We start from the raw sequence: 23,527 nt of genomic DNA, 5'->3' as shown, positions 1-23,527 counted from the left end.
CAGTTACAAATTTTCAATATGAGCAACAATCTTCCCCTCAAACAAATATTTGCAATGGGTGGAGGCGGTTTTTCAATGGAACCCAAAAATTCTCTGTTAGACAAATACATTTTGGGGCTGGTGAACAAACAAAAGCCGCGAGTTTGCTTCGTCCCCACAGCTAGTGGTGACTTTGATCGCTACATCGTTGAGTTCTATTCAGCCTTTGGGAAATTATCTTGCACTCCCTCTCATTTGTCGTTGTTTAACCCACCAACTACCGACCTTAAAGCTTTCGTGCTAGAGCAAAATATTATCTATGTAGGAGGAGGCAGCCCCAAAAATTTAATTGCGCTTTGGCGAGAATGGGAACTAGACGAAATTCTCAGAGAAGCTTGGGAAATAGGCATTATTCTTTGTGGCTTAAGTGCGGGTTCGATGTGCTGGTTTGAAGCAGGAATCAGTGCCTATGCTCCAGGCTCGCTGAACAAGCCAGTAAAGTGTCTTGGTTTCCTAAAAGGTAGCCACTGTCCTCACTACGATCAAGAGCCAGAAAGAAGACTAACCTATCATCGGCTGTTATCAGAAGACTTGCTAGATGACGGTTATGCAGCTGATGACGGAGTTGGCCTGCATTTTGTGGGCGATCGCCTAGAAAAAATCGTCAGTTCTCGCCCCAATGCCAAAGCCTATCGCGTTGAAAAAATTGGTGAAACCGTTAAAGAAACTCTTTTACAGCCCACTTATTTAGGCGATCTGTCTGAGGATTAATTCTAAATTCCTAATTCTAAACTCTTCCTATGAACAAGATTCTACAAGTTCGTGATTTGACAAAAATATATGGTTCTGGTTGCCCAAAATGTCTTTCTTCAACCGGCCCAGAAACTAATACAAACATTTGTCCTTATTGTGGAAGTATTGTTGCTGCTTTGGATATTTCCTTTGACCTTTATCAAGGCGAAATTCTGGGAATTATGGGAGAATCTGGAAGTGGCAAGTCCACTTTAGTAAAGATGTTGTATTTTGACCAGATTCCTACCCAAGGTAGTGCCAAATTTTTTGATAAAGACAGAACTTTTGATTTATTTGCTTTGAATTCTGCTCAAGCTAGATGGTTGAAAAATCATAAGTTTGGCATGGTTTATCAAAACCCTCATTTAGGCTTAAACTTTCATGTTTCGGCTGGAGGAAATATTGCTGAACGGTTATTAATGAGCGATGTGTTGGATTATAAAGAAATACGTCAACGCTCTCAAAAACTTCTTACCCGCACTGAATTCCTAATTGAACGCATTGATGAATTACCCAAAAACTTTTCTGGAGGAATGCAACAGCGAGTCCAAATCGCTCGTGCTTTAGCTACAGAACCACCGTTATTATTTCTTGATGAGGTAACAACTGGATTAGATTTATCTGTTCAGGCAAAAATCCTAGATTTAATTCTAGAACTTCAGCAAAAACTGAGAATTGCAATGATTGTTGTTACTCACGATTTAGGAGTCATTCGCCTCTTAGCATCACGGACTATTGTGATGAAATATGGTCGAATTGTCGAATCAGGTTTAACTGACCAAATACTCGAAGACCCTCAACATAGTTACACTCAGCAGTTAGTTACTTCTGCTTTGTAGGAAGCTAAAAAATATGTATTCAAATCTCATCTTACGCACAGAAGGGTTAAGTAAAAGCTTTATCCTCCACGAACAACAAAAACATATCCCTTCTGCTCAAAATGTTTCCTTGGAAGTGAAAGCAGGAAAACTTACCGCGTTAACCGGTGCTTCTGGTACTGGTAAATCTAGTTTTCTTAAGTGTATTTATCGAACTTATTTACCTACTGAAGGAGCAATTTACTATCATACAGATGATGGTGAATGGCTGGATTTAGCAAAAGCTAGTGAACGTGAAATTTTAGAACTCCGTCGGGCTGAAATTAGCTTTGTTACACAATTTCTTCACTGTCTTCCTCGACAATCTACTGTGGATGTTGTAGCTAAACCCTTGTTGGATTTAGGAATAGAACGCATTGAAGCTAAAGACCAAGCTAAAGAATTATTAAGTCAAATTAAGCTTCCAGAAAGACTATGGGAAATCTCTCCAGCTACTTTTTCGGGTGGAGAGAAACAACGGGTAAATTTAGCGCGGGCGATGATTCTTCATCCTCGTTTGCTATTATTAGATGAACCTACAGCTAGTCTTGATCCGGTTTCAATTCCACGAGTTATTGAGATGGTTCGCTCTGTTAAAAAAGCTGGTACTGGCATTTTAGCGATTTTCCATGACCAAGAGCTAGTTAAAGAGCTAGCTGATTTTGAAATTAATCTTGTCCCTACGAATTAGGTAAGTCGCGCAGAGGCGCAGAGAGGAGGGATTAAGAGAATAGCAAATAATTGAAGATTGCAGTAGATATGTTGTTGGTGATTTCGTTAAATGTTTTGAAAAATTTAAAGAGTTAGTAAATGCTATGAGGACTTGTTTAACAAATGTGCGGATTGTTTTATCAGATGAGGTACTAGATGATGCTTCACTGCTTATAGAAGATGACGCGATCGCTGCTATTAATCCAGTAGCTACCTGTGGTGCTAAACCCATTGATTTAAATGGTAAACTTCTGATACCAGGGATGATTGATTTACACTGTGATGCAATTGAAAAGGAAATAGAACCGCGTCCTGGTGCTTTATTCCCGATGAATTTTGCTGTAGCACAAATCGATAAACGCAATGCAATGGCAGGGATTACGACTCCCTTTCATGCAATTTCTTTTGCTCATGAGGAGTTAGGCGTTCGCAATAACGATATTGCATCTCAAGTTGTGCAGTCAATTCATGCTTACCAGCCCTATGCGCTAGTCGATAATCGCGTCCATTGTCGCTATGAAATTACTGATCCTACAGGCTTACCAATACTTCTAGATTTACTAGCTGAAAAATATATTCATCTAGTTTCTTTGATGGATCATACACCGGGACAAGGACAATTTAAGGATTTACAAGCTTATCAGAATTATATTTCTCGAACTTACAAGAAAAGCGCTACGGAAGCGGAGGCAATGGCAAATAATAAAATTCAAAATGCTGAAGGTGCTAAGTCACGGATTGAGACTTTAATTTCTAAAGCTTTGCACCAAAATGTTTCAGTTGCTAGTCATGATGATGATACCCCAGAACGAGTGCAGACTATGGCAAATATGGGAGTGCAATTGAGTGAATTTCCCATCAATTTAGAGACAGCAAAAACTGCAAAAGCTGCTGGAATGTTCACAATTTTTGGCGCACCTAATATTCTGCGAGGTCAAAGTCAAAGTGGCTCAATCAAAGCGATTGAGGCTGTTCATCATCAAGTTGCAAGTTGTTTATGTTCTGATTATGCTCCTGGAACTTTACTTGCTGCTGTATTCCGGCTTTTAGAGATTTCCGAGTTAAATTTACCGCAAGCGATCGCTTTAGTTACTCATAACCCTGCTCAAGCTTTAGAGTTAAGCGATCGCGGAGAAATTGCAGTTGCTAAACGGGCTGATTTATTAGCAGTAGAAGTTGTGAATGGATTGCCTCAAGTGACAATAACCTGGGTAGCTGGAAAAATAGTTTATCACTGTGGTTTTTAGTTGCTTACTAGCTTTACTGGCAAAGACCGCCTGCAAACTCGTTTGCAAGCACGAAACATTACCCCATTTAATAGTGGCGTAACAGGCACCAACATGACCCGATTGGGATATGATGGAAGTCTTAACGATAACAACAATGTCACCCTACAAAAGCTAGAATATCGCTTTCCATTAACCCAGCAGGCAGTTATCTATCTGTCGGCAACTGGAGGTGAGTTCAATGACAATATGTTTAACTTCAATCCTGGTTTCGATGCAAGTGGTAGCGGTGCTATCTCTCGATTCGGGCGCTTCAACCCCATCTACCGAGAAAGTGCAGAAGGTACAGGAGCTACTTTAGCTTACAACTTTAGCAAAGCACTTGCTTTATCTTTGGGCTACATGACTCGCCCTAATGTTGCCAATAACCCAGCTGCTCAGTTTGGACTCTATGACGGTTCCTATGCAGCTTTAGCTCAACTAAGCTTCCGACCCAGTGATGTGATTAACTTAGGTTTGACCTACGTCCATTCCTACTATAATGCCGCAGGTGGCGTTCAAGTCTCAGGAACTACTGGCAGCGCCTTTGCTAATCAGCCTTTTGGTAATATTGCGACTTCAGCTAATCACTATGGCGTACAAGCAAACCTCCGGTTTAGCCCCAGTATATCCCTATCTGGTTGGGCTGGTTATACTACTGCGATCGCCGAAGAGAGTATTCCCACAACTGTAGCAAGAGGAAATAGCGCGAAGATTTGGAACTGGGCAGCAACTCTGGGTTTGTCAGACTTTGGTTCAAAAGGCAGCCTGCTGGGTTTTGTATTCGGTATGCCGCCTAAGGTAACAGATAACGATATCAGTGCCCGTGAAGATAATGACACCTCATACCATCTAGAGGCTTTCTACCGCTTCAAAATGACTGAAAATATTGCCATTACCCCAGGTGTGTTTGTGATTTTCAACCCAGAACACAATAGTAATAATGACACCACATATGTAGGTGCTATCCGCACGACCTTTAGTTTTTAGCGATGTGAGACTAAGCCGAATTAGTTATAATTCGGCTTAGTCTAATAGGTTTTTCAGTACATAATATACTATGGCAATCCGCTTTCACTTATGAACTTACTTGGCTTAACAAGCAATAGGCAACAGAAAGAAGCCACTTCGAGTTGTACTGAATTTTGTCAAAAATGAAATAGGATTGCTATAGTTTGCTTGATTACTTCTCTAACTTTTTACTCGCAAGGTTTTCAGTCTGTATTATCTATTGATTCAACATTAAAGCATTTGTTTATTCAGGGATGCTTTGGGGCTGAAAAAACTAATACTTGCCAGAAGAATTACTGAAAAAAATTAATATATCTATCAAATTTAATTGAGAGCAAAAAATATTATTCAGTCTCATAGAATAAAAATTTTAACTAAACACATTAATCGAGAAACTGATATTGACTAAAACATTGATAATTAAGATTAATTTCGTAAAGATTTAATTATTAATAAAGTGTTTGCGCTATATCCATAAAGCATTTTTTTACTAACAATTAAAACTCCCATTACAGTTTAAGCTTCATATTATCAATAGCAATTCAATGTTGTCAGCTAATTTTACTATTTTCTAAATATTTTTTCAAATCTTCTTATTCAGATTATTAATCTGAATTACAGTTTTTATGAACCAACAATGTCAAAACTGCTCTATCTATAATCAAATTGCCCAAAAGCTAATTGCAGATATCCAGGCTGGGATTTATGGGCCTGGCGACCGCTTACCTTCAGAGAATCAATTAGCTACACAATACAAGGTTCATCGACTTACCGCCCGTCAAGCAATTACAGCTTTAGTTGAGATGGATTTGGTCTGCCGACAGCAAGGACGCGGCACTTTTGTCAAGAAAAAAAAGATTGATTATTCTCTCAACTCCAAAACTAGCTTTACTGAAAGTTTGTTCAATTTGGGCTATCTTCCTTGCATCCGAATTCTGAGTAGCAAAATAATTACTGCAAGCCCTCAATTTTCTAACTTATTGGAAACAAATGTAGGGGCTTCTATACTCAAAATTAAATTTCTTCGGGCAGCGACGCCAGCAATGACAGGTACTACTATACCCGATATGGAACCTTTATGTATCAGTACTTCCTATCTAATTTCAGAAAGATTTCCTGACTTAGAAGTGCTGATTTATAGAGCCACCTCCTTATATAGTTTGCTACAAAACTATTATGGAATTCAGCCGCGTCGCGCTCATATCCAGATTGAAACTGAACTAGCTTCTAAAGAAGAGGCAAAGCTTCTAAAAATCGCCCCCAGCGTGCCTTTGTTAGTTACTAAGAGCCAAGTTCGCGATCAGCATGACTACTTGTTTGAGTATACAATTAGTCGTTTTAGAGGCGAACGCTTTTCCTTAGAAGTCTCTTGTTGATAGGTGAAACTATGAAAGTTGGTATTGCAATGGTTCCAAGCGCCCAGATGAATCAGTATCTTGTGGAGTTGCAGAAAGAAGTAATGTCTTTTTGCTCACTTCGCCCTTTATTGGGAACTGAATTTAATCTACCACACATTACACTTCTTCAAGGTCTATTTAAAAATAACTTGAATTGGTTTAACTTGATTTCTGATCTGCGTGATTATTGCACACAGCAAAAATACTCTTTAGAGTTTAAGTTGTCTGGATTAGAATATCAGCCACCTGGCTGGTATTTTTTGACCTTAAGCCCAAATATCATCTTTGGTGAGGCTCATAGATTTGTTTTTGAGCGGCTCAAAGATTCGATGTATCTGACAGAAGAAGATAGACAAAAAGACACTACTAACTACAGTACTTTAGAGAAAGAAAATTATTTTAAATATGGACATAGATATATTGGGGATGCCTTTTATCCTCATATTACTTTGGGCAGAAGTATCGATAAGTCTCGAATTCAAGACGAAGCATATTTGATAAATACTGTTAAAGTATTTACTTCAAATATTGTAGGTACAATCCAAAAGATTACCATTTATGAAATGGGCGAGAATGGAAGCCATGCCAATACGTTATATTATGTCAACATCTGAATACAGACACCTGATCCTCATCTGTCAAACATTCAATTTGCATACAACTTTCATATCTAACCAATAACAGCTTCGGTGATCCTAGTTCTATTCACAATAAAAATGTTGCGATTCCGGTTACCAACCCGTTCATAGATGAACTTATCAACCCCATGAATAGCCAGATACACTCCCAAACCACCTATGTGTCGCTGTTCCAATGGCTGATTTAGGTCATTCGGGATTTCTGTTTGGCTAGAGTCATAAGGGACACCAGTATCTTCCATTGAGATTGTTAGGGTTTGTTCGTTGAATTCGGCTTGCAAATCTAATACTCCTGAGTGACCTGCTTCTTGATAGCCGTAAACGATGATATTAGTGGCGATTTCGTCCACCGCCAAACGCAATTTATAGGAGGCTTTTTTATTTAAGCCAGCCGCCGCCGCCGCCGCCATCACATAGTCGGCGATCGCTTTTAAAGAATCCAAAGAATCTGATACAGTTAATAGTTCCATCATTATTAACCATGAGTCGTTATTTATAGTAGTTTTCAAATGAATAGACTTATTTTTTATTTCATGCTCCAGACGCAGAGAGTAAGAGTTTGGAATAGCAGTTTTGATTTGTTTAGGGACTTCCAAGAAATAAATTATCCAAATGAACGTAGACGCATTCGCGGAGCGTCTCGTAGAGAAGCGGCTTGCCGTAGGCTACCACTCCAGACGCCAGGGCAAACGCATCTAAATTACTCTTGATCATAACGAAGGTTAAGAACCAACGAAAAAAAAAATCAGGATTTCGCGTTTGATTATTTTTAAAGCCCCAAAGCGAGCGCCTAAATTTTTCTCAATAAGCAAGATTTAATGACATTATTTAGACTCTATTGAGAATAACCTTTGCTTATTGACATGATGCGGCCGCCCTGCTCCAGACGCAGAGAACACAGAGAGGGGAGAAATAGAGAAGATTTTTGCGTCAGTTTTGGGATATTTTTTTATTTGGAAGTCCCTTAGACCACACTATAGCAGTCCTATTTGATTCGTGAAAAATATAGATAAGGAAACGAACCGCCAAGGGCGCATTCGCGCAGCGTCTCGTAAGAGTTGGACGCAAAGGGAAGAAAGAAGAAAGGGATATATAATTTTCACAAATGATTTAGGATTGCTATATGAAGGCCTTGTTCTTGCTCTCTCTGCGCCCTTTGCGTCTGGAGGGTGAAACTAATTCACATTTCTATTCAACAACGCCAAAAAATCAAAGTTTTTTGAGATTTTGAGATTTTGATTTTCCTAAACATGTTCTATTTCAGGTTCGTTATACTCACTGAGCATTACTACACTATAGTGGAAGCCCGTATTCTCAATAGTATCCCTCACCATTTCTTGAGCGCCTACTATATAAATGTCAACCTTGTTTCCGATTTTTTGTTTGGCAAAAATTAGCACCCTTAAACCCGCACTGGACATATACTCCAAGTTTTGCACTAGCAAAACCAAACGTTTGATATTTTGCCTTGCTGCTTCCTCTACCTTTTCCTTAAATACTGGTGCTGTAGCCGCATCCAGTTCTCCAGATAAAGTGATTTTAGCGACATCGTTACTTGTTTCTAGAATTGCGTTGAAAGCCATAATTTTCTCCTTTAAATTTGTAATTAGCTTTTGATTCGTGAGCAATTTCATTTGCCCACAAGAATGACCACAGAGCGATCGCCTACAATCAATCCAGATTGATTTTTTAGTATCGGTTCCGTCCCAGGCTGCCAAATATCTTCCGGTGGAGTGACACCTGTATTGGCAAACACATGCCATCTCATCCCATCTCGTAAGCCGGGAATTTCAAACCAATGTGCTCGATGATGCATATTCATCGCTACATAAATGTAGTTGTCTTGAACCGTCCCTTTCTTAGCATGTTTCCCACAGAGCATAAAAGCCAGGGTACGACTGTGAGGCGACCAGTCAGCATTCCAAGCTTGAGTACCATGCCAGGTAATATCTGCATAGCCGCTGCCAACATAATCTACATTGCGAAAATGATACTGATTTCTTAGAACCGGGTGAGCATTGCGGAAAGCAATACAGTGTTTAAAGAATCGAAATAGGTTGGCATTTAATTCCAAAAGATTCCAGTCCAGCCAGTTCAACTCATTGTCGTGGCAATAAGTATTGTTGTTGCCGCACTGAGAGCGCCCCATCTCATCGCCCATGAGAATCATCGGCACACCCTGACTTACCATTAGCATAGCGATCGCATTTTTCATCTGCCGTTGGCGTAAGGTCAGAATTCCCTGCTCCTCAGTCCATCCTTCTGCACCACAATTCCAACTGTCGTTATCGTTACACCCATCATTGTTGTTTTCACCGTTAACTTTGTTGTGCTTCTCATTATAAGAAACCAAATCCGTTAAGGTAAACCCGTCGTGGGTTGTAACGAAATTAATCGATGTGGCGGGGCCACGACCCGCCCCAGCATAGAGGTCTGGCGAACCTTGCAGCCGTTGTGCCATGTCTCCCACTCGCCCTGCATCTCCCTTGAGGAATTTCCGAATACCGTCACGATATTTACCGTTCCACTCTGCCCACCGACCAAAGGCGGGGAAGGAGCCAACTTGGTAGAGTCCCCCTGCATCCCAAGCCTCAGCAATTAGTTTGCACTTAGCTAAAATTGGGTCAAATGCTAGCGATTCCAGTAATGGTGGGTTAGCCAGTGGCGCACCCCAAGGGTCACGTCCCAGGATCGAGGCCAGGTCAAAGCGGAAGCCATCAATGTGATATTCACTTGCCCAGTAGCGCAGGCAGTCAAGCACCATGCTGCGAACAATTGGGTTGTTGCAGTTGAGCGTATTACCAGTGCCACTAAAGTTATAGTAATATCCATCCGGCGTAAGCATATAGTATGTTTTGTTGTCAATCCCCCGAAAAGAAATTGTGGGGCCATGCTCATTTCCTTCCGCCGTATGGTTGAAGACAACATCCAGAAACACCTCGATGCCGTTTTTATGCAGTGTTTTGACAAGGGCTTTGAGCTCATCAACCTGCATACCAAACTTGCCGGTGGTCGCATAACCAGCCTTGGGGGCAAAGAAGCCCACAGTACTGTAACCCCAGTAATTTAACAGTAATTCCTCACTTTCCGGTTTGGGGCGGCTGTTTTCAAATTCATCAAACTCATAAACAGGCATCAATTCGATACAGTTGACCCCCAACTCTTTGAGGTAAGGAATTTTTTCGCGGATACCAGCAAAAGTTCCCGGATGCTTCACCCCAGAGGAAATATGGCGGGTAAAGCCACGGACGTGCATCTCATAGATAATCTGATCCTCCGGTGGGATTTCCAGAGGTCGGTCATCTTCCCAGTCAAAGTCGTCGAACGCCAGACGGGCGCGATGCTGGTAAATATCATTCCAGTTTGGGGGAGTTCCCCAAACATCCCGACCACCAATGATTTTGGCGTAGGGGTCTAGGAGGATTTTGCTGTTGTCAAACCAGTGACCTTCTTTAGGATTAAAAGGCCCATCCATCCGGTAGCCATATTCGATGTTTTCGTAGTCTAGATCGAATACAACCACGCAAAAGACATTGCCAATGCGAAATTCATCGGGAAACGGAATTTCTACCATTGGTTCAGGAGCGCGCTTTTTGAAAAGTACTAACGTACAGGATTTGGTGTAACTGGAAAAAATCGAGAAGTTCACACCTCCCGGTATCAGAGTGGCTCCAAAAGGAAACGGTCGCCCACGGCGCAGTTTGAATTTATCGTAAGTATGGGTGGGATGAATATCGATTCGTTCCATTCCAAATCCTTTTTGTTACTAGCTTTTAATAGATTAGGGATTGGGAAATAGTGATTTTTACTTCATTTGTTTGGCGCAAGAAACTTCTTATCCAGTCCTTAGTTTTAATCCAAAATTGGGATATTTAGTATTGTTTAAATGTCCTACAACAACCTTGTGGTAAAGACTTTTAATCCAAAATCCAAAATCTCAAATCCAAAATTGGTATAAGTTTTCTACTTGAGTGCTTCTAATCCTGACTCAAGTGTGTTGCAAGTTGTAAAAAAGTCGAGAAATCCTGTCACGGACATAATCTCTTGAATCTCTTCCGAAAGCCCTAACAGCACCAGTTTTCCGTCTTGAGCGTGTGTCTGGCGATACAGCAACAACAACATTCGCAAGCCAGTACTGGACATATAGGGCACCTTGGTAAGATCCAAAAGAATCTTGCTACCTGGTTGGGCTAGGGGTAAAATCTTTTCCTGAACCATAGGTGCTGTATTTCTGTCCACTTCACCTGCCAGTTCTACCAAGGTTACTTCTTCAACTGTCAGGGTATTGATTTCCATCTTTAAGAGTCCTGAGGGTATTGTACTTAGAGCAAATTTCACCCACATCACTGGTTGACTCGCGATCACCTACTCTGGCTTTCGACCAGTTACAATACTCCAATAGCCAAATGTTGGTTTAATTTCAATATCAACAAACCCAACCTCTGCAAGTAGGGTAGACAACTCCAGACCTGAATATTCTTGTCCGCCAGCGCACCAAATCTGCATCATCACGTTGTATCCTGCTGTGGCTAATGGCCCTGTGCGGCGATCATTAAATAGCCACTGGTGAAGGATGATGCGTCCACCAGGTTCTAGACTATCAAAGCTTTTTTTTGTCAGAAAACGATTTTTTTCAAGGTCGTAATTGTGATAAATCAGCGAATAAAAGTGCAAATCAGCAGAGGGGAAAGAGTCATTCCACATATCGCCAACTTTAGTGCTGATTTGCTCTCGTAATCCATATTCAGCAATATACTCTTGAGCAACTTCGCAGACTGGTGCCATGTCAAAAATTGTCGCTTTCAAGTTAGACCACTTCAAGGTTGCGCCGATGCTGTGAGCGCCAGAACCCCCAGCAATATCCAGCAGATGTCTATTGCCAGAAAGGTCTAGAGTTTCCGGCCAAACCAAAGCGGGAGCGACACTAGCAGAATGCATACCTTTTGTAAAGGTGCGGGTGACTTGATCTTTATCTTCTTGTTCGTGAATTTCGTAGATAGAATCACCTTCGTAAACAATCGGAGCATCTGTTAAAATCGATTTCTTAATTCCTGCATAAGAGAAGGAATTGGCGTTAGCAATCATCATATCCAACCATCCGCAAAAAGAAGTAGGGCTAGTTTCTAGCAAATACTCTTGGGCAACGGTTGTCAGAGAGTAGTACTCATCTTTTATTTGGATAAAACCCAGCGATGCACATACAGATAAGAGCGTTCCTGTTGCTCGTGGTGCAAGGTTAAGATTTTGGGAAATCTCTTGTAAAGTGCGTGGCGTTTCTGCTAAGAGTGGAAACAGTTTCAGTTCATGAGCAACTAGTACAGTTGGGTAAGTGTGCAGACCAACGATCGCATCCCAAACCTGTGTACCATCTGTTTGGGGTTTGTGAAGCTTGTTAATTGGAGCTTTACTTGTTGCTTGGGTCATTGTTGTTCTCCTAGTAATTGCAAAAACAGAATGGTGAGGCAGTTGCGGTGGACGGGTTCCCCGGCATAAGCAAACTGCCGAAGCGATCGCAAAACACCGCAGAGGCTCGGAAAAGTCCACACAACCGTCCATTTTGCCTTGATCCTGAATATTGTTGAGCAGTTCATCAACAATATTTTGGATAGAGAATTCCTTAAAGGACATGGTTGACATAAATACTCGACTAGCTATCCTTCGCAAGTATGTATGTTGAGGAGTATCAGAAAAGAAACAGAACTCAGCCACACGCCTTACATAATCCTCTAGCTGACCCGGAGCGGCATTCGGGGTTTGAGAATATGCAACTCCTCCAGGTCTGTTGACACTAAAATGAACTGGATCTCGGAAGATGGTCAGCACGTCATCATAACGCATTACAAACCACCAATTTGTAGGTTCCAATAAGTATACGGGGTCTTCCTCCCGCATCTGATTAAGAACACTATAAGGACTGGCAAAGAATTCTGGAGAGAACAGGTTGTACTTGGGAAGGGATACACGGCTTGCATCCCAGAACTGCATACCGTCTAACTTGAAAAAGGGAGTAGCGGGTGGGGAGTAGGGAATAGGGGAAGAAACCTTGTTCATCGTTGATTGTGTGATTTTCCCATCATTAGCTTGAAAAAGGGAGTAGGGAGTGTGGGAGAAAACCTTTTTTATGTTTGGTTGTGGCTTTTTCCCATGAGTAGCTGTCTTCAAATAGGGATTGAGGATGAAGAAGCGTCTACAAACTCTCGGAAATCGCTGTCCGAACTTATCTCTGTGCTTATTGCATTTATTTATTGCAGTTAAAGAAATTACTTTTTAAGCACGGTGGTATAGAGGAAGGCAGTTGCGTAGGCCGGTTTTCCGACTTGAGCAAACTGCCGTAGTACAGAGGGAAAAGCAAAGATTTTACGAGTTACCTACTACTTAAACATTCTGTAGAGCAGGAACCTTTGCCTGTGCTAATCCTAGCCTTGGTTGCGTTACGACATACAGGTCATCACCCGCCCCTGGTGTTGTTCGTAATAAGAAGCCATCAACTGCCTCGAAAAATTCGGCATTTGTTTTGAGCAAATCGCTACTTTTATCTTTGATGTCATCGGACACCTGTTGGTTGTGTAAAATATTAAGTCTCTCTCTCAACTGCTGGGGTATTTCTTCAAAGATGGAGTTGGGTATGGGGTTTTGAGCATCCGCCATATCTTCAGTACCACAAGCTAGATGCATAAATGCCAGAACCTGGTCGGAGGATAGCCGAGTCAGTTTTTGACCCATTGAAAGATAGTTCTCCGATAGACAGTTCTTGTCATAAAAGGCTCCGATCAGCATCATAAAGCGCAGGTAAGCTTGACTCAAACTTTTCTCAAAGAAACCTATTGCTTGTTCCTCTTTGATTTCACCACGCTGCAAACTAGTTAGGCTGGCTGCTGCCAATAGTGCGCTGTAAATAGCTAAATGCACACCAGTCGATAATAAGGGGTCTAAAAAACAGGCAGCATCTCCCAATAAGAAGTAGCCTGGGCCAGAAAAACTATCGGCTGTGTAAGAGTAATCTTGCTCTACTTTCACTTCTGAAACCAACTCGGCTTGTGCAAGCATCTTCTTGACTACGGGACTATCTGCGATCGCCCCTGCATACAAATCTTGCAATGATGCATTTCGTTTTTGCTTGTAGGTTGACTTGTGCATCACCACACCCACGCTCATTGTTTGATCAGAAAGTGGAATTGCCCACATCCAGCCATCGGGAACGGTAACGGTAGCGATCGCACCATCGAAACCGTCAGGTAATCTTTCGGCATTCTTCCAGTATCCCCAAGTAGCGATGTTCTGGAATGTGCTAGGAAAGTGGCGGTTTTTCAAGTACTGTGTTGCCATAACTCCAGCACGACCTGACGCATCAATCAGAAAATCGAAAGACACTTCACCAGTATGGCGATCGCCGCCAACGGTTTGAGACCAAGTAGCACTCCGGGGTCGATCACCCTCAAAAGACACACTCTTGATTTCAGTTCCCTCAAAGACTTTTACTCCTTGGCTTTTAGCGTGTTCCAAAAGCAATTGGTCAAATTCGTCGCGGCGAACTTGAAAACTGTAGGTTTGGTTCTCGTTCAAGCGTTCAAATTTAACATTCCATCCCTCAGAGTTCCAATCTATATAAGCGCCAGGTTTGTGTTGGAAGCCATGAGCTTCCACTTTTTCACGGACACCTAACAAATCAAATATTTCCAAAGCCGCAGGCAAAAGGGATTCGCCAATGTGATAGCGTGGAAAAACTTCCCGCTCTAATAACGTCACATCAAAGCCCTCACGAACCAACAGAGTAGCAGCAGTAGAACCAGCAGGGCCACCACCAATCACTAATACTTGTGTAGAGCTTGGCACAATAGACATGATTTTTCTCCTTAGAATAAATTACTCAGTTGCTAGTTAGGTGGGCGTGAATAATTAAAGGTTTGTAGTAAGCGGCTCTAGCCCGATTTAAGGACTGAAGCCCTTACTACAAGCGAGTTGAAGTAATACTACCTGATGTAACATAAGTTGATTAGTTCTTACCTACTTACTTAGTTAGGGACAATCCGAACCTTGACTTTGATCTGTTCTGATGTTTCTGGTAACTTCACTGTCAAATTTTCGGCATCAAAGTTAGTGTAGGCTTCCCCATTGATTTCACAAGCACCAATTTTGATACTTCCAGGGGGTAAAATATCCGGTGACACTCGCAGAAGATGATCGGGAAATGCTCCTGGTAATGGTTTAAAGTAAAAGTCCATCGGATGCTTGTGAATCAAGAGATTGGTGTAGACAGCCGCCAGATAGCACAACTCGGTGGAGTGATAAGCACTCATGGAGTGTGAACCTTTGCGCCGCTCATTTCCACTAACTAGATAGGGAATGCCATTAGCGAGAACGTTAAAGTAAACACCACCATCTTCGTTATCTAAGAACCAAGCGTTATAAAAAGCAGCCGATTCCCGAGCCAAACGCAGATATTCCTCATTTTTGAGCAAACCTGCCAAAATCAGGTAGGCTAAAATAGCTTGTTCTTGCTGCCACCAAGCTTTGCGATCGTGCCAAACAAAGCGGTGATTAGTTTGACCAGGTTCAAGAATGCGTTCCACCACGTCGTACCATCCGCCACGCTGTTGGTCACTACCAACTTCAGGCATGATTTGGGCAATTTTTTCTGCTAGTTCGATATACTCGTCTTTGGATTTGAGACTGTACATCCGCATCAGATTCCAGACAATTTTGAGATTGTGACCAATCACAGCGCGGTTTTGTTGCCATCCCCAACCGGGATCAGCCGTCCAATCTTCGTGGAACCGTTCTTGAACAAATGGACTATTTTCTGGATCGGGGAAACGTTTAGCGATCGCATCAAAAGTATACTCCAGCATCTTGGCGTATTTCGGATTTCCGGTAGCCAACCAAAGATTAATCAAATAAGCTGGAGCATGATCGCCGACTGAGTTCCAGTTCTTTTTCGCTTTGTTGTTACCTAAAGAATCGCTATGAGAGTCTAAGGTTACAGGGTCAATATGAGAGAAGTAGCCGCCATGCTCACTTTTATCTAGAAAAAAGTCGTTAAATAGCTTGACTGTTAATTCAGCGTCGCTCAAAATGCGCGGATCGCCTGTAATTCGGTAAGTTTGCATCGGCCCGGCTAGAGCGTAAATCTGCTCATAGGCTGGGATAGCGTAATAGTCATCACCAAATTCAGAAGCAAAGATTTTCTGTTCGCGCAGCCCGAAGGGCGAGACGGAGCGATCGCTCTGCACATCAATGCCATGATACCAATAGACAATCCCTTCATCTAAATCCACAAACCGCATATGTTCACGCAGATATTCGCTACCTTTTTCGGCAGCTTCTAGAAACTTATCTTCGCCAGTCAACATATAAGCAGTGGCAAATCCATACACCATCCGCGAAATGGTATCAGTTTCTTGGCGGTAATTATAGGTTTGTTTAGCACCGGCTAAAGTCAGATCGGTGCGATAGTTGCGGTAGTCAATTTCTCCTTCCCCGAACTGAGCTTTGAGGTAAAAACTTGCCACCGATTGAATCTGATTTACCCACCAGTGGGGTTTCTCAAAAACATAATCGTTTTCCGTTCTACCGACAAATACAATTTGTTTGGCTTCAAATTTAGAACTATCAGGATAGAAAATTCCATAGCTAAACAAATATCGACCTGGCACAAGCATTGATCTCATTGCACCAGTCGCATCTGGGTAAGGTTCTTCTAAGTTCTGCACCAGTTTGGCATAAGTCATGTGGCTCAATGCCGCATCGAATTCTCTGCCATCTGATGTTTTAATACCAAAAATGTCATTCTCCGGGTCGTAGTAAGTAACATACCCAGCGATTAAATCTGAATAAGGAAAATGCATATGTTCCATAACTAAATTTTCTTTAGTCTTTGAGTAAATTTCACTTTCAAATCATTAAAGGAAAACGATAAAATATTGATGGATTTCCTTTAACAAATTAAAAACTAGTTACATTAACGTCTTAAAACTAAACAGAGGTAAAATTTTCTCCAGATAATGTCATAGGTTCAAAGATAAAGTTCACTTAATTTGATAAAATAGTCATTTCTCCTACTTGATCAGCGACTTTATCTTTGAAGTTTATGGTTGAGCTTTACTGGTTCAACCTACTATAGCAGGGCTAGTTAACTGTTTTTTATTTTCAATTTCCTCTAAGAATGCCCGCATAAATTCTTCGACGACTCCTGGGTGTTGTGACGAGATAAGGTTGCCATCAATATAAACGCCTGGGGTTTGATTGCCCTCGTATACAACAATTCCTCCAGCATTTTCGACATCACAAATAATGTTGTGAGCGCAAGTAACTTTACGACCTTTTATAAGTTTTGGATCTGCACAAAACAGCCACAGACTATGACAAATTGTACCAATCTTCAAATTATCAGTATCCATTGCTTTCACAGCCTTGCGGAGAAATTCTACTGCTGGGGATTGGTTAGGTTGGCCAGGTTTAGGATGGACTTGATAACGCAGTCTATCCATTGCATACCCACCGATTAGGAGAATACCTTTGTAATCAGCAGGATTAATATTGTTAATATCTACTGTCACGGTTACTTCTGCTGTGTGGTCATTTCCCTTGAAAGTGAGTTTATCTTGATTCCAAAGATTAGAAATGTATTCTACTTCATATCCATATTCTGGAAAAAAGTTGTTGAAGCGTTGATATTCAATTTCATCAAAGTGTTCTTCAATGAGTACACCAATTTTGCCTTTTGTTTGGGTTGTCATAACGTTCCTAAGTTGTTGTATTTTATATTTCTAAAAATTAGACATAAACATTATTCAATGTTTGCGTCTAATGCCAACATCCTATCTGCACTATTGTTCCAGTTATCAGCCAAAACATGAAATATTGCATCAAACAAAAACAGTGTGGACTGCTCGAATAAAGAATCACTAAACTGTTTTGACTGCTGATTAGTGTTGCTTTGTTTAGCTGCTGCTTTAATCTCGATCAACACATCAGCCATTTTTCCTAAAACAGACTCTGGCTGAGTAGTTACAGCAACAAGGTGTGCATCTATCTTTTTAACTTTTGCAGCCATAATGGTGACACTACTTGTGCTACCCGAACCAGAAAAAGCAATGAGCAAATCACCTTTTTTCAGTGATGATATAGTGGTATCACTTAAAACATTAATTTGATATCCTAAATGTATCAGCCGCATCGCCACCATACGAATAACTAAGCCACTACGGCCTTCTCCAGTGACAAATATTCTTTCTGCGCCCGTAATTTCCTCCATGAATCTTTCAATAGCAGAGTAACTGATTTTTTCTAGTACTTGTTTGTTCTCTTCTAAAACTAATTCAATCGCCTGAGTAAGATTTTGTTTGAGGGTGGTTGTAATAACAGTTGTATTGTCAAAAGGACTTTGATATATTTGTGCCATGCACTCTTTTTTCCTCGTAATAAATAATTTAAGAGGGTATTGATAAAGTATGTCTTGATATAGCTGTTGTCATTAAGTTATCCTTCTTTTCAAGCTCCTTTAAAAATACTGTTATAAATTCATCGATAACTCCAGGGTGTCGTGCCGATATCAAACTACCATCAACATAAACAGGTTGGGTTTGTCCATTCTCATACATAACAATTCCCCCAGCATTTTCTACGTCATCAATGATGTTATGAATGCAGGTAACCTTGCGACCCTTTAAAAGTTCTGGAGCAGCACAAAACAACCACAGGCTATGGCAAATAGTGCCAACTTTCAATTTATTGGCATCCATTGCTATCACAACTTTACGAAGAAACTTTATAGCTGGGGACTGGTTGGGTTGACCAGGCGCAGGAGTAACTTGATATCGCAAGCGATCCATTGCATACCCACCAATGAGGATAATGCCGTTGTAATCAGTTGGCTCAATATCCTTGAAATCAATTGTAACTGTTGCTTCTGAGATATATTCTTGCCCTTTGAAGGTGAGTTTATCCTGATCCAAAAGATTAGAGATGTATTCGACCTTATATCCATGCTTAGGAAAAAAATAGTTAAATTGTTGATACTCAACTTCACCAAAGTACTCTGCAATGAGTACACCAATTTTGCCTTTACTTGTAATTGTCATATCGTCTTAGCTACCTTTATTAATATAGTTAACCTTGCCGATTTACACCCGCAGTTCTAGAGTAAATCGTCCAAAAACTGCGGATGATATCAGTACAGTATAAAGACGGAAGCCTTGAGTGGGGCTGTAGCTTAGATTTTGATCAATCTTACGAGTTCATCAGGCGCGTAAACGTCACGATAAAAGGTCAACTGCTCAGTTTTTAAGTAAACAGCACCTCTGTGGCCACGTCGAACAAAGGTCACGTTTCCCTTAGCAATAGTTTCGTTAGTCTCATCATCTAAGCACTTCCATTCAAAGTAGACATGTTCGTGATGAAACATGACAATTGGCCAAGTCATGGTGACTCCTGGTTGTGCAATTAATGCCCACCAATGTAGCTCTCGCTCTTGTTGTTCCTTCAAACCAAAATAGTGCCCATCTTGGCATAAATAAACCAGATCATCACGATATTCACCTGTTAGTAGGTCGCCTCGTCCCTGTCTCAATGCCTCACAATGAGTAGGCCACCATTCTTTATTTTCTTCTTCTATTTTTTCTGCTGGGTAATCAGATCCAATTTGGGGCAGTATCGCTTCTTTCTTGGTGATTAGTTCTTCAGATTGTTGAATAAGCTTTGCTTTTAACTCATTAGAAACGAGTCCAGGTTTGGAATAGTCAGCAGATAATTCTTTGTAGTAGTTGACTCGCTGGCGCATGAGAGTTAGCTCCTGTTTGTTGGAAAGTAAAATTTTAGAAAATGCAAATCATTTATGCATAACTTGGAGGCGATCGCATAGATTTACTAGCGAACGAGTTCTATACTTCAGCCTTAGATTTTTGAAAATTCTCTTGTGCCGTTTCAAAAAGAACTTTAGCTTTACGAAGTACCTGATTAAATTCTAGTTGCTCGCCGTTAGGCCCCTTCAAGTAAACTAATGTCCATCCTTCAAAATCTCCGAAAGAAGGGTCAAATAGTTTGCACGAATTGTACTCAAGATTAGTATTTTTCCTTTCTTCTTCTGATTTAAGACGAACGATGCGGTTACACCGAACCTGATCCATTCCACGCTTTTGACACTCTGCTTCTAAATTTTTCACAAACTCATCAACGTTCACATCATCTTTTAAATAAAAGGAAATGTGCATTGAGTTTACGAAAGCAGGGCTAGAATAAGAATTTTTTGCTGGAAAAGCAACTGAGCCATTAGGTTGTGCTGAAGCATCTCTATATTGCAGAAGTTCCAGGACAATGTTATCAAACTGAATAAAGTAAATGTCTAAATTCTCCTCACCATCTCTTAGGTTCGGTATACCAATGCTTTTTGGATCAACTCCTTTTTCTATCGCTTCAATCTCCTCTTTTTGAAGCAGAGTATTGTGCATAACCTCACCAGCAAGGCCAATTTCGGGAATGATGATTTTTCCCCCTAATACTTCAGTGTAAAATTCAACGGCTTTTCCCATGTCCTCAACGGTGAGACCTATATGATGAACCCCCCTCAAATCCTTGCTTAGAGCAGAAGGAACTTTTTGTTCAACAGCGTAAGCTTTTTGTGATGTAGCCATACTTTCGTCCTCTCAAGTGGCAAATTTGATTAAAACTTTAGCAAGCAGTACTCACTGCTATCCAGTTAACTTCAGACTTCAAATATCCAACCACAAACCACACGTACTAAGGACAATACGCTAGCTCTACTCGACTAAGGCTGTGGCGATAAAAGTCTTGGTTAATTAGTTATTTCATAGTATTTTTCAAAGCGTCAGTGAGTGCATTGGAATGCAGACTTGAACGCTTAACTTGATATGCTTAGATGAAGCATAGAAAAATAATCTATGTACCCGTCTAAACACCTTCTTGGCTTGTTAAGCTAAGGATTACCAAGCCGAGAACCTTTGAGAAGTATTTAGCACAGTCAACCTCGATTCGTCTTATGTTTAATTTACGGTTCGTTGCTTAAATCCAAAGGTGCAGTTCTATTAAAGATTACTTATGAGCTTATCTATACAAGTCGGCTCACTTGTATAGTTTTACAAAACATTTAAATCTTGGATAACTCTGGTTTAACATTAGGTTACTTTTTGGTTAAAAAAGTTATATTAAAATATCCTGACATACATTGCTCTTTTTAAGAGTATGTTAGGCAAGAAACCATTACTATCTAACTTTATAGACCTCTATTCCAAAGCTTTATCTTTCAGTATGGTATTGGTTTTAACTAAAAATACTTGGGTAATAGGATTGACTTATTAAAAATCCTGCTTTCTATCAGTTTCAAGATTTAACAGTAACAATATAGGACTCATATCTAATTTTTGAACAAGATTTCAGATAAAACCCTGATAAAACAGGCTTTTCAGTCTTAGTATGTTTTCAAAAATCTTTGGAGGAGTCCTATAAGGATGTTAATATCAAAAAATCAACATATTTTAAACTCAACAATTGCAGTATTTTATACAAATTGCGTATTAGTAAAATATATTTATAAAATTTAGTAGGGCGTTAGCTAGATTCTTTGTAAAGAATCATACTTTATACTAAAAGCGGTAGTCGTCAAGTTAAACAGGACTACATTAGGAGGCAAATATAACTTGGCTGACACCAGACGATATCAAGCTATGAACCGAGAAGAAACTGACGATTTTTAAATAGAAATAGACAAAAGGAGCTTCTAGGATGACCCCAATGTCAAAAGCAGAGTACGAAGCGATGTCTACGACGGGCTACGCCAACGCCAAAAAGCTAGTAGACTTACCTCAAGTAGAAGCTTGTGTTGAATCTATCAGCGGTTCTGGAGATTTGTACACTTCTACCGTACCAGTGTCTGATGACCAATTTGAAAGTTTACAGGATCAATCATCCCTACTGATCGATGAGTTATTAAATATTAATAGTCTGCCGATAGAGGTTACTAGCAACGCCCAACTAACCCTCGCCAAGAGCCAAGATATTCCAGAGTCTAACTTTAAGCAAGAAGCTTCTAGGGAATCACTTGAGAACCTGAAATTGGAGTCAACTCTTGAAGAGATGTTGCTTTATGATTTCCAAATAGAACTCTCTTGTCTAGGGGAAGACCTAGCTAAAGCTTTTGAAAAAAATCCGCTGCTCCCAGGAGCGATTTTGACAGACCAAGGTAAGTTTAAGGGGAAAATTTCGCGGCAACGATTCTTAAAAATTATTAGCCGTCCCTACGCAAGAGAACTGTTTTTCAGCGCACCTTTGAGTCGTTTATACGCTTATATTGAAACTGATGTATTGGTTTTTCCTAACGATACGTTAATTGTCAAAGCAGCTAGTCGGTGTTTACAAAGACCTCCAGAGTTACTTACTGAACCCCTAGTAGTAAAATTTGAGCATGAAGTTTATAAGTTGTTAGATATACATCAATTATTAGTAGCTCAAGCTCAAATTCATAAACTAGCAACACGTCTGATAAATCAGCAAACCAATCAACTTACCAAAGCTAAAAAAGCGCTTGACGATGAACTAGAAAAAGGCAGGCAGATTCAGATAGATTTTCTCCCTACTGAAATACCAAAATTGCCCAATTTGCAGATTGCAACGTGTTTCTATCCGGCTCGTCAGGTAGCCGGTGACTTCTATGACGTTTTCATGCTTCCGGGTGACTACTTGGGGTTGGTGATTGCTGATGTTTGCGATAAGGGTGTGGGTGCTGCATTATTTATGGCTTTGTTCCGCAGCTTAATCCGAGTTTTTTCTGGACAAACTAGCTTATACGGATTGTCTATAGTTAGCAACGACGAATTATTTTGTTGTGAAATTGAGACACTTTCTACAACCTGTTTAGACCAAATTAATGCACTCAAAGCTGTGGAACTTACAAACAACTACATTACCCAAAATCATGCTCAGATGGGTATGTTTGCCACGCTCTTTTTTGGAGTGCTGAATCCCTTAACAAACTCGCTAACCTACATTAATGCTGGACATGAACCTCTCTTTATTATCAACTCCCAAGGAGTAAAGGAGAGTCTTAAATCTACCGGGCCAGCTGTGGGAATGATGACGGATGCGAAGTTTAAAATACACCAGGTTCAACTAGAACAGGGTGACATTTTAATTGGCTATACCGACGGGGTAACAGAAGCTCGTGCCCCTAAAGGTGAGTTTTTTACTCTTAAACGACTGCTATCCCTACTCGAGCAGCCTGTTTCTTCACCATCTGACTTACTGGAGCGTATCAAAACTAATTTGTTCAATCACATTGATCAGGCACCACAGTTTGATGATATTACCATGCTAGCTGTGCAGCAAATCATCAGTGAGAGGCTAAGATAATTGCACATTTGTCAAGAGGGTGCAGGAAAAAGGGACAAAATTTCAATCCCCTAGTTTGAACTATGGGGTTACTCAGCGAGGAGTCGGAGATAAGGCTTCCTTATATCTGAATATCTGAACTTCGGCGTGAGCACTCAGCGTTCAACTGAGCGCTTACGTCGAATTCACTCACCACTCCTGAACTTTTCCAAGAGCGACTATCAACAGATTTGAGAACAACGAATATAGCGATCCTAAATGAGTTATAAACACAGTCTCCTGCTTGGAAACCTTATTCAAACCTCCTCTTGTTTGCAATTCAAATAGGATTGCTATAAAAATTTGACTTTCTCTATCCCTGTCACTTGTTCCCTATTTTCATAGAAGGTCTACTAAAAGGGCATCCTAAGTCTCAATACCTTAGCCAATTTACGAGGGTTCAATGCCTGTAGAAACGGGATGAATACGTCCTAAAGAAGTAAGCTTGGCAAAAATCTGGGTTAATAAAATAGGCTCAGGCATTTCGGGAAGCATTTTTA

20 protein-coding genes are annotated in these 23,527 nt (G+C 40.7%); 8 read left to right on the top strand and 12 right to left on the bottom strand.

Annotated elements, in window-relative coordinates; all coding sequences use genetic code 11:
* Positions 1-18 precede the first annotated feature (18 nt).
* The 7 genes from LC653_RS34560 (at position 19) to LC653_RS34530 (ending at position 6,626) form a co-directional block, all read left to right on the top strand.
* Positions 19-750 carry a Type 1 glutamine amidotransferase-like domain-containing protein gene (locus LC653_RS34560; protein WP_229499360.1) on the top strand — a complete coding sequence of 244 codons (732 nt, stop codon included), beginning with the start codon at positions 19-21 and terminating at the stop codon, positions 748-750.
* Between the two features lie 29 nt (positions 751-779).
* Positions 780-1,610 (top strand): ATP-binding cassette domain-containing protein, encoded by an 831-nt coding sequence (locus LC653_RS34555; RefSeq protein ID WP_229499359.1) that lies wholly within the window; start codon positions 780-782, stop codon positions 1,608-1,610.
* A 13-nt stretch (positions 1,611-1,623) separates the two neighbouring features.
* Positions 1,624-2,319: a phosphonate C-P lyase system protein PhnL gene (phnL, locus tag LC653_RS34550; protein ID WP_229499358.1), complete on the top strand. Its 696-nt coding sequence runs from the start codon at positions 1,624-1,626 to the stop codon at positions 2,317-2,319.
* A gap of 124 nt (positions 2,320-2,443) precedes the next feature.
* Complete coding sequence (locus tag LC653_RS34545; RefSeq protein ID WP_229499357.1) at positions 2,444-3,586, top strand: alpha-D-ribose 1-methylphosphonate 5-triphosphate diphosphatase; 1,143 nt, start codon at positions 2,444-2,446, stop codon at positions 3,584-3,586.
* Positions 3,587-4,594, top strand: coding sequence for an iron uptake porin (locus tag LC653_RS34540; RefSeq protein WP_229499356.1), 1,008 nt, complete (start codon positions 3,587-3,589; stop codon positions 4,592-4,594).
* Between the two features lie 647 nt (positions 4,595-5,241).
* Complete coding sequence (locus tag LC653_RS34535; protein WP_229499355.1) at positions 5,242-5,991, top strand: GntR family transcriptional regulator; 750 nt, start codon at positions 5,242-5,244, stop codon at positions 5,989-5,991.
* An 11-nt stretch (positions 5,992-6,002) separates the two neighbouring features.
* Positions 6,003-6,626 (top strand): hypothetical protein, encoded by a 624-nt coding sequence (locus LC653_RS34530; protein ID WP_229499353.1) that lies wholly within the window; start codon positions 6,003-6,005, stop codon positions 6,624-6,626.
* Positions 6,627-6,682: 56 nt separating this feature from the next.
* Here LC653_RS34530 and LC653_RS34525 read toward each other — a convergent pair whose 3' ends face one another.
* The 12 genes from LC653_RS34525 to LC653_RS34470 all read right to left on the bottom strand — a co-directional run bounded on the left by LC653_RS34525 (position 6,683) and on the right by LC653_RS34470 (position 20,278).
* Positions 6,683-7,123 carry an ATP-binding protein gene (locus LC653_RS34525; protein ID WP_229499351.1) on the bottom strand — a complete coding sequence of 147 codons (441 nt, stop codon included), beginning with the start codon at positions 7,121-7,123 and terminating at the stop codon, positions 6,683-6,685.
* Positions 7,124-7,894: 771 nt separating this feature from the next.
* Complete coding sequence (locus LC653_RS34520; protein WP_229499349.1) at positions 7,895-8,233, bottom strand: anti-sigma factor antagonist; 339 nt, start codon at positions 8,231-8,233, stop codon at positions 7,895-7,897.
* Between the two features lie 47 nt (positions 8,234-8,280).
* Positions 8,281-10,398 (bottom strand): glycogen debranching protein GlgX, encoded by a 2,118-nt coding sequence (glgX, locus tag LC653_RS34515; protein WP_229499347.1) that lies wholly within the window; start codon positions 10,396-10,398, stop codon positions 8,281-8,283.
* Between the two features lie 215 nt (positions 10,399-10,613).
* The gene (locus LC653_RS34510; protein WP_229499345.1) at positions 10,614-10,946 is read right to left on the bottom strand and encodes an anti-sigma factor antagonist; all 333 of its coding nucleotides are present in this window, start codon (positions 10,944-10,946) and stop codon (positions 10,614-10,616) included.
* 69 nt (positions 10,947-11,015) lie between these two features.
* Positions 11,016-12,701: a methyltransferase gene (locus tag LC653_RS34505; protein ID WP_229499343.1), complete on the bottom strand. Its 1,686-nt coding sequence runs from the start codon at positions 12,699-12,701 to the stop codon at positions 11,016-11,018.
* 324 nt (positions 12,702-13,025) lie between these two features.
* Positions 13,026-14,492, bottom strand: coding sequence for an NAD(P)/FAD-dependent oxidoreductase (locus LC653_RS34500; RefSeq protein WP_229499341.1), 1,467 nt, complete (start codon positions 14,490-14,492; stop codon positions 13,026-13,028).
* Positions 14,493-14,662: 170 nt separating this feature from the next.
* Positions 14,663-16,504, bottom strand: coding sequence for an AGE family epimerase/isomerase (locus LC653_RS34495; RefSeq protein WP_229499339.1), 1,842 nt, complete (start codon positions 16,502-16,504; stop codon positions 14,663-14,665).
* 252 nt (positions 16,505-16,756) lie between these two features.
* Positions 16,757-17,386 (bottom strand): DJ-1/PfpI family protein, encoded by a 630-nt coding sequence (locus LC653_RS34490; protein WP_229499337.1) that lies wholly within the window; start codon positions 17,384-17,386, stop codon positions 16,757-16,759.
* Between the two features lie 50 nt (positions 17,387-17,436).
* Positions 17,437-18,051, bottom strand: a complete 615-nt coding sequence (gene hxlB, locus LC653_RS34485; protein WP_229499335.1) for a 6-phospho-3-hexuloisomerase — start codon at positions 18,049-18,051, stop codon at positions 17,437-17,439.
* A 28-nt stretch (positions 18,052-18,079) separates the two neighbouring features.
* Positions 18,080-18,730, bottom strand: a complete 651-nt coding sequence (locus tag LC653_RS34480; protein ID WP_229499333.1) for a DJ-1/PfpI family protein — start codon at positions 18,728-18,730, stop codon at positions 18,080-18,082.
* A 131-nt stretch (positions 18,731-18,861) separates the two neighbouring features.
* A complete protein-coding gene (locus tag LC653_RS34475; protein WP_229499331.1) occupies positions 18,862-19,428 on the bottom strand; it encodes a hypothetical protein in 567 nt (188 codons plus the stop codon).
* Positions 19,429-19,528: 100 nt separating this feature from the next.
* Entirely contained in the window at positions 19,529-20,278 is a 750-nt protein-coding gene (locus tag LC653_RS34470; RefSeq protein WP_229499330.1) for a VOC family protein, read from the bottom strand.
* Between the two features lie 1,117 nt (positions 20,279-21,395).
* Between LC653_RS34470 and LC653_RS34465 the strand changes: the two genes are divergently transcribed.
* Positions 21,396-23,009: a SpoIIE family protein phosphatase gene (locus tag LC653_RS34465; protein WP_229499328.1), complete on the top strand. Its 1,614-nt coding sequence runs from the start codon at positions 21,396-21,398 to the stop codon at positions 23,007-23,009.
* The last annotated feature ends 518 nt before the right edge of the window (positions 23,010-23,527 follow it).

This window comes from Nostoc mirabile CHAB5784 (assembly GCF_020829645.1).
Lineage (GTDB): Bacteria > Cyanobacteriota > Cyanobacteriia > Cyanobacteriales > Nostocaceae > Nostoc > Nostoc mirabile.
The sequence above is the reverse complement of the archived record's forward strand: the minus strand, read 5'-3'. Positions and strand labels throughout refer to the sequence as shown.

Coding starts and splice junctions, on each gene's coding strand:
- LC653_RS34545 (WP_229499357.1), top strand. CDS start 2,444: ATGAGGACTTGTTTAACAAATGTGCGGATTGTTTTATCAGATGAGGTA.
- glgX (WP_229499347.1), bottom strand. CDS start 10,398: ATGGAACGAATCGATATTCATCCCACCCATACTTACGATAAATTCAAA.
- LC653_RS34465 (WP_229499328.1), top strand. CDS start 21,396: ATGTCAAAAGCAGAGTACGAAGCGATGTCTACGACGGGCTACGCCAAC.
- LC653_RS34530 (WP_229499353.1), top strand. CDS start 6,003: ATGAAAGTTGGTATTGCAATGGTTCCAAGCGCCCAGATGAATCAGTAT.
- LC653_RS34560 (WP_229499360.1), top strand. CDS start 19: ATGAGCAACAATCTTCCCCTCAAACAAATATTTGCAATGGGTGGAGGC.
- LC653_RS34500 (WP_229499341.1), bottom strand. CDS start 14,492: ATGTCTATTGTGCCAAGCTCTACACAAGTATTAGTGATTGGTGGTGGC.
- LC653_RS34510 (WP_229499345.1), bottom strand. CDS start 10,946: ATGGAAATCAATACCCTGACAGTTGAAGAAGTAACCTTGGTAGAACTG.
- LC653_RS34505 (WP_229499343.1), bottom strand. CDS start 12,701: ATGAACAAGGTTTCTTCCCCTATTCCCTACTCCCCACCCGCTACTCCC.
- LC653_RS34525 (WP_229499351.1), bottom strand. CDS start 7,123: ATGATGGAACTATTAACTGTATCAGATTCTTTGGATTCTTTAAAAGCG.
- LC653_RS34480 (WP_229499333.1), bottom strand. CDS start 18,730: ATGACAATTACAAGTAAAGGCAAAATTGGTGTACTCATTGCAGAGTAC.
- LC653_RS34470 (WP_229499330.1), bottom strand. CDS start 20,278: ATGGCTACATCACAAAAAGCTTACGCTGTTGAACAAAAAGTTCCTTCT.
- phnL (WP_229499358.1), top strand. CDS start 1,624: ATGTATTCAAATCTCATCTTACGCACAGAAGGGTTAAGTAAAAGCTTT.
- LC653_RS34475 (WP_229499331.1), bottom strand. CDS start 19,428: ATGCGCCAGCGAGTCAACTACTACAAAGAATTATCTGCTGACTATTCC.
- LC653_RS34490 (WP_229499337.1), bottom strand. CDS start 17,386: ATGACAACCCAAACAAAAGGCAAAATTGGTGTACTCATTGAAGAACAC.
- hxlB (WP_229499335.1), bottom strand. CDS start 18,051: ATGGCACAAATATATCAAAGTCCTTTTGACAATACAACTGTTATTACA.
- LC653_RS34495 (WP_229499339.1), bottom strand. CDS start 16,504: ATGGAACATATGCATTTTCCTTATTCAGATTTAATCGCTGGGTATGTT.
- LC653_RS34555 (WP_229499359.1), top strand. CDS start 780: ATGAACAAGATTCTACAAGTTCGTGATTTGACAAAAATATATGGTTCT.
- LC653_RS34520 (WP_229499349.1), bottom strand. CDS start 8,233: ATGGCTTTCAACGCAATTCTAGAAACAAGTAACGATGTCGCTAAAATC.
- LC653_RS34535 (WP_229499355.1), top strand. CDS start 5,242: ATGAACCAACAATGTCAAAACTGCTCTATCTATAATCAAATTGCCCAA.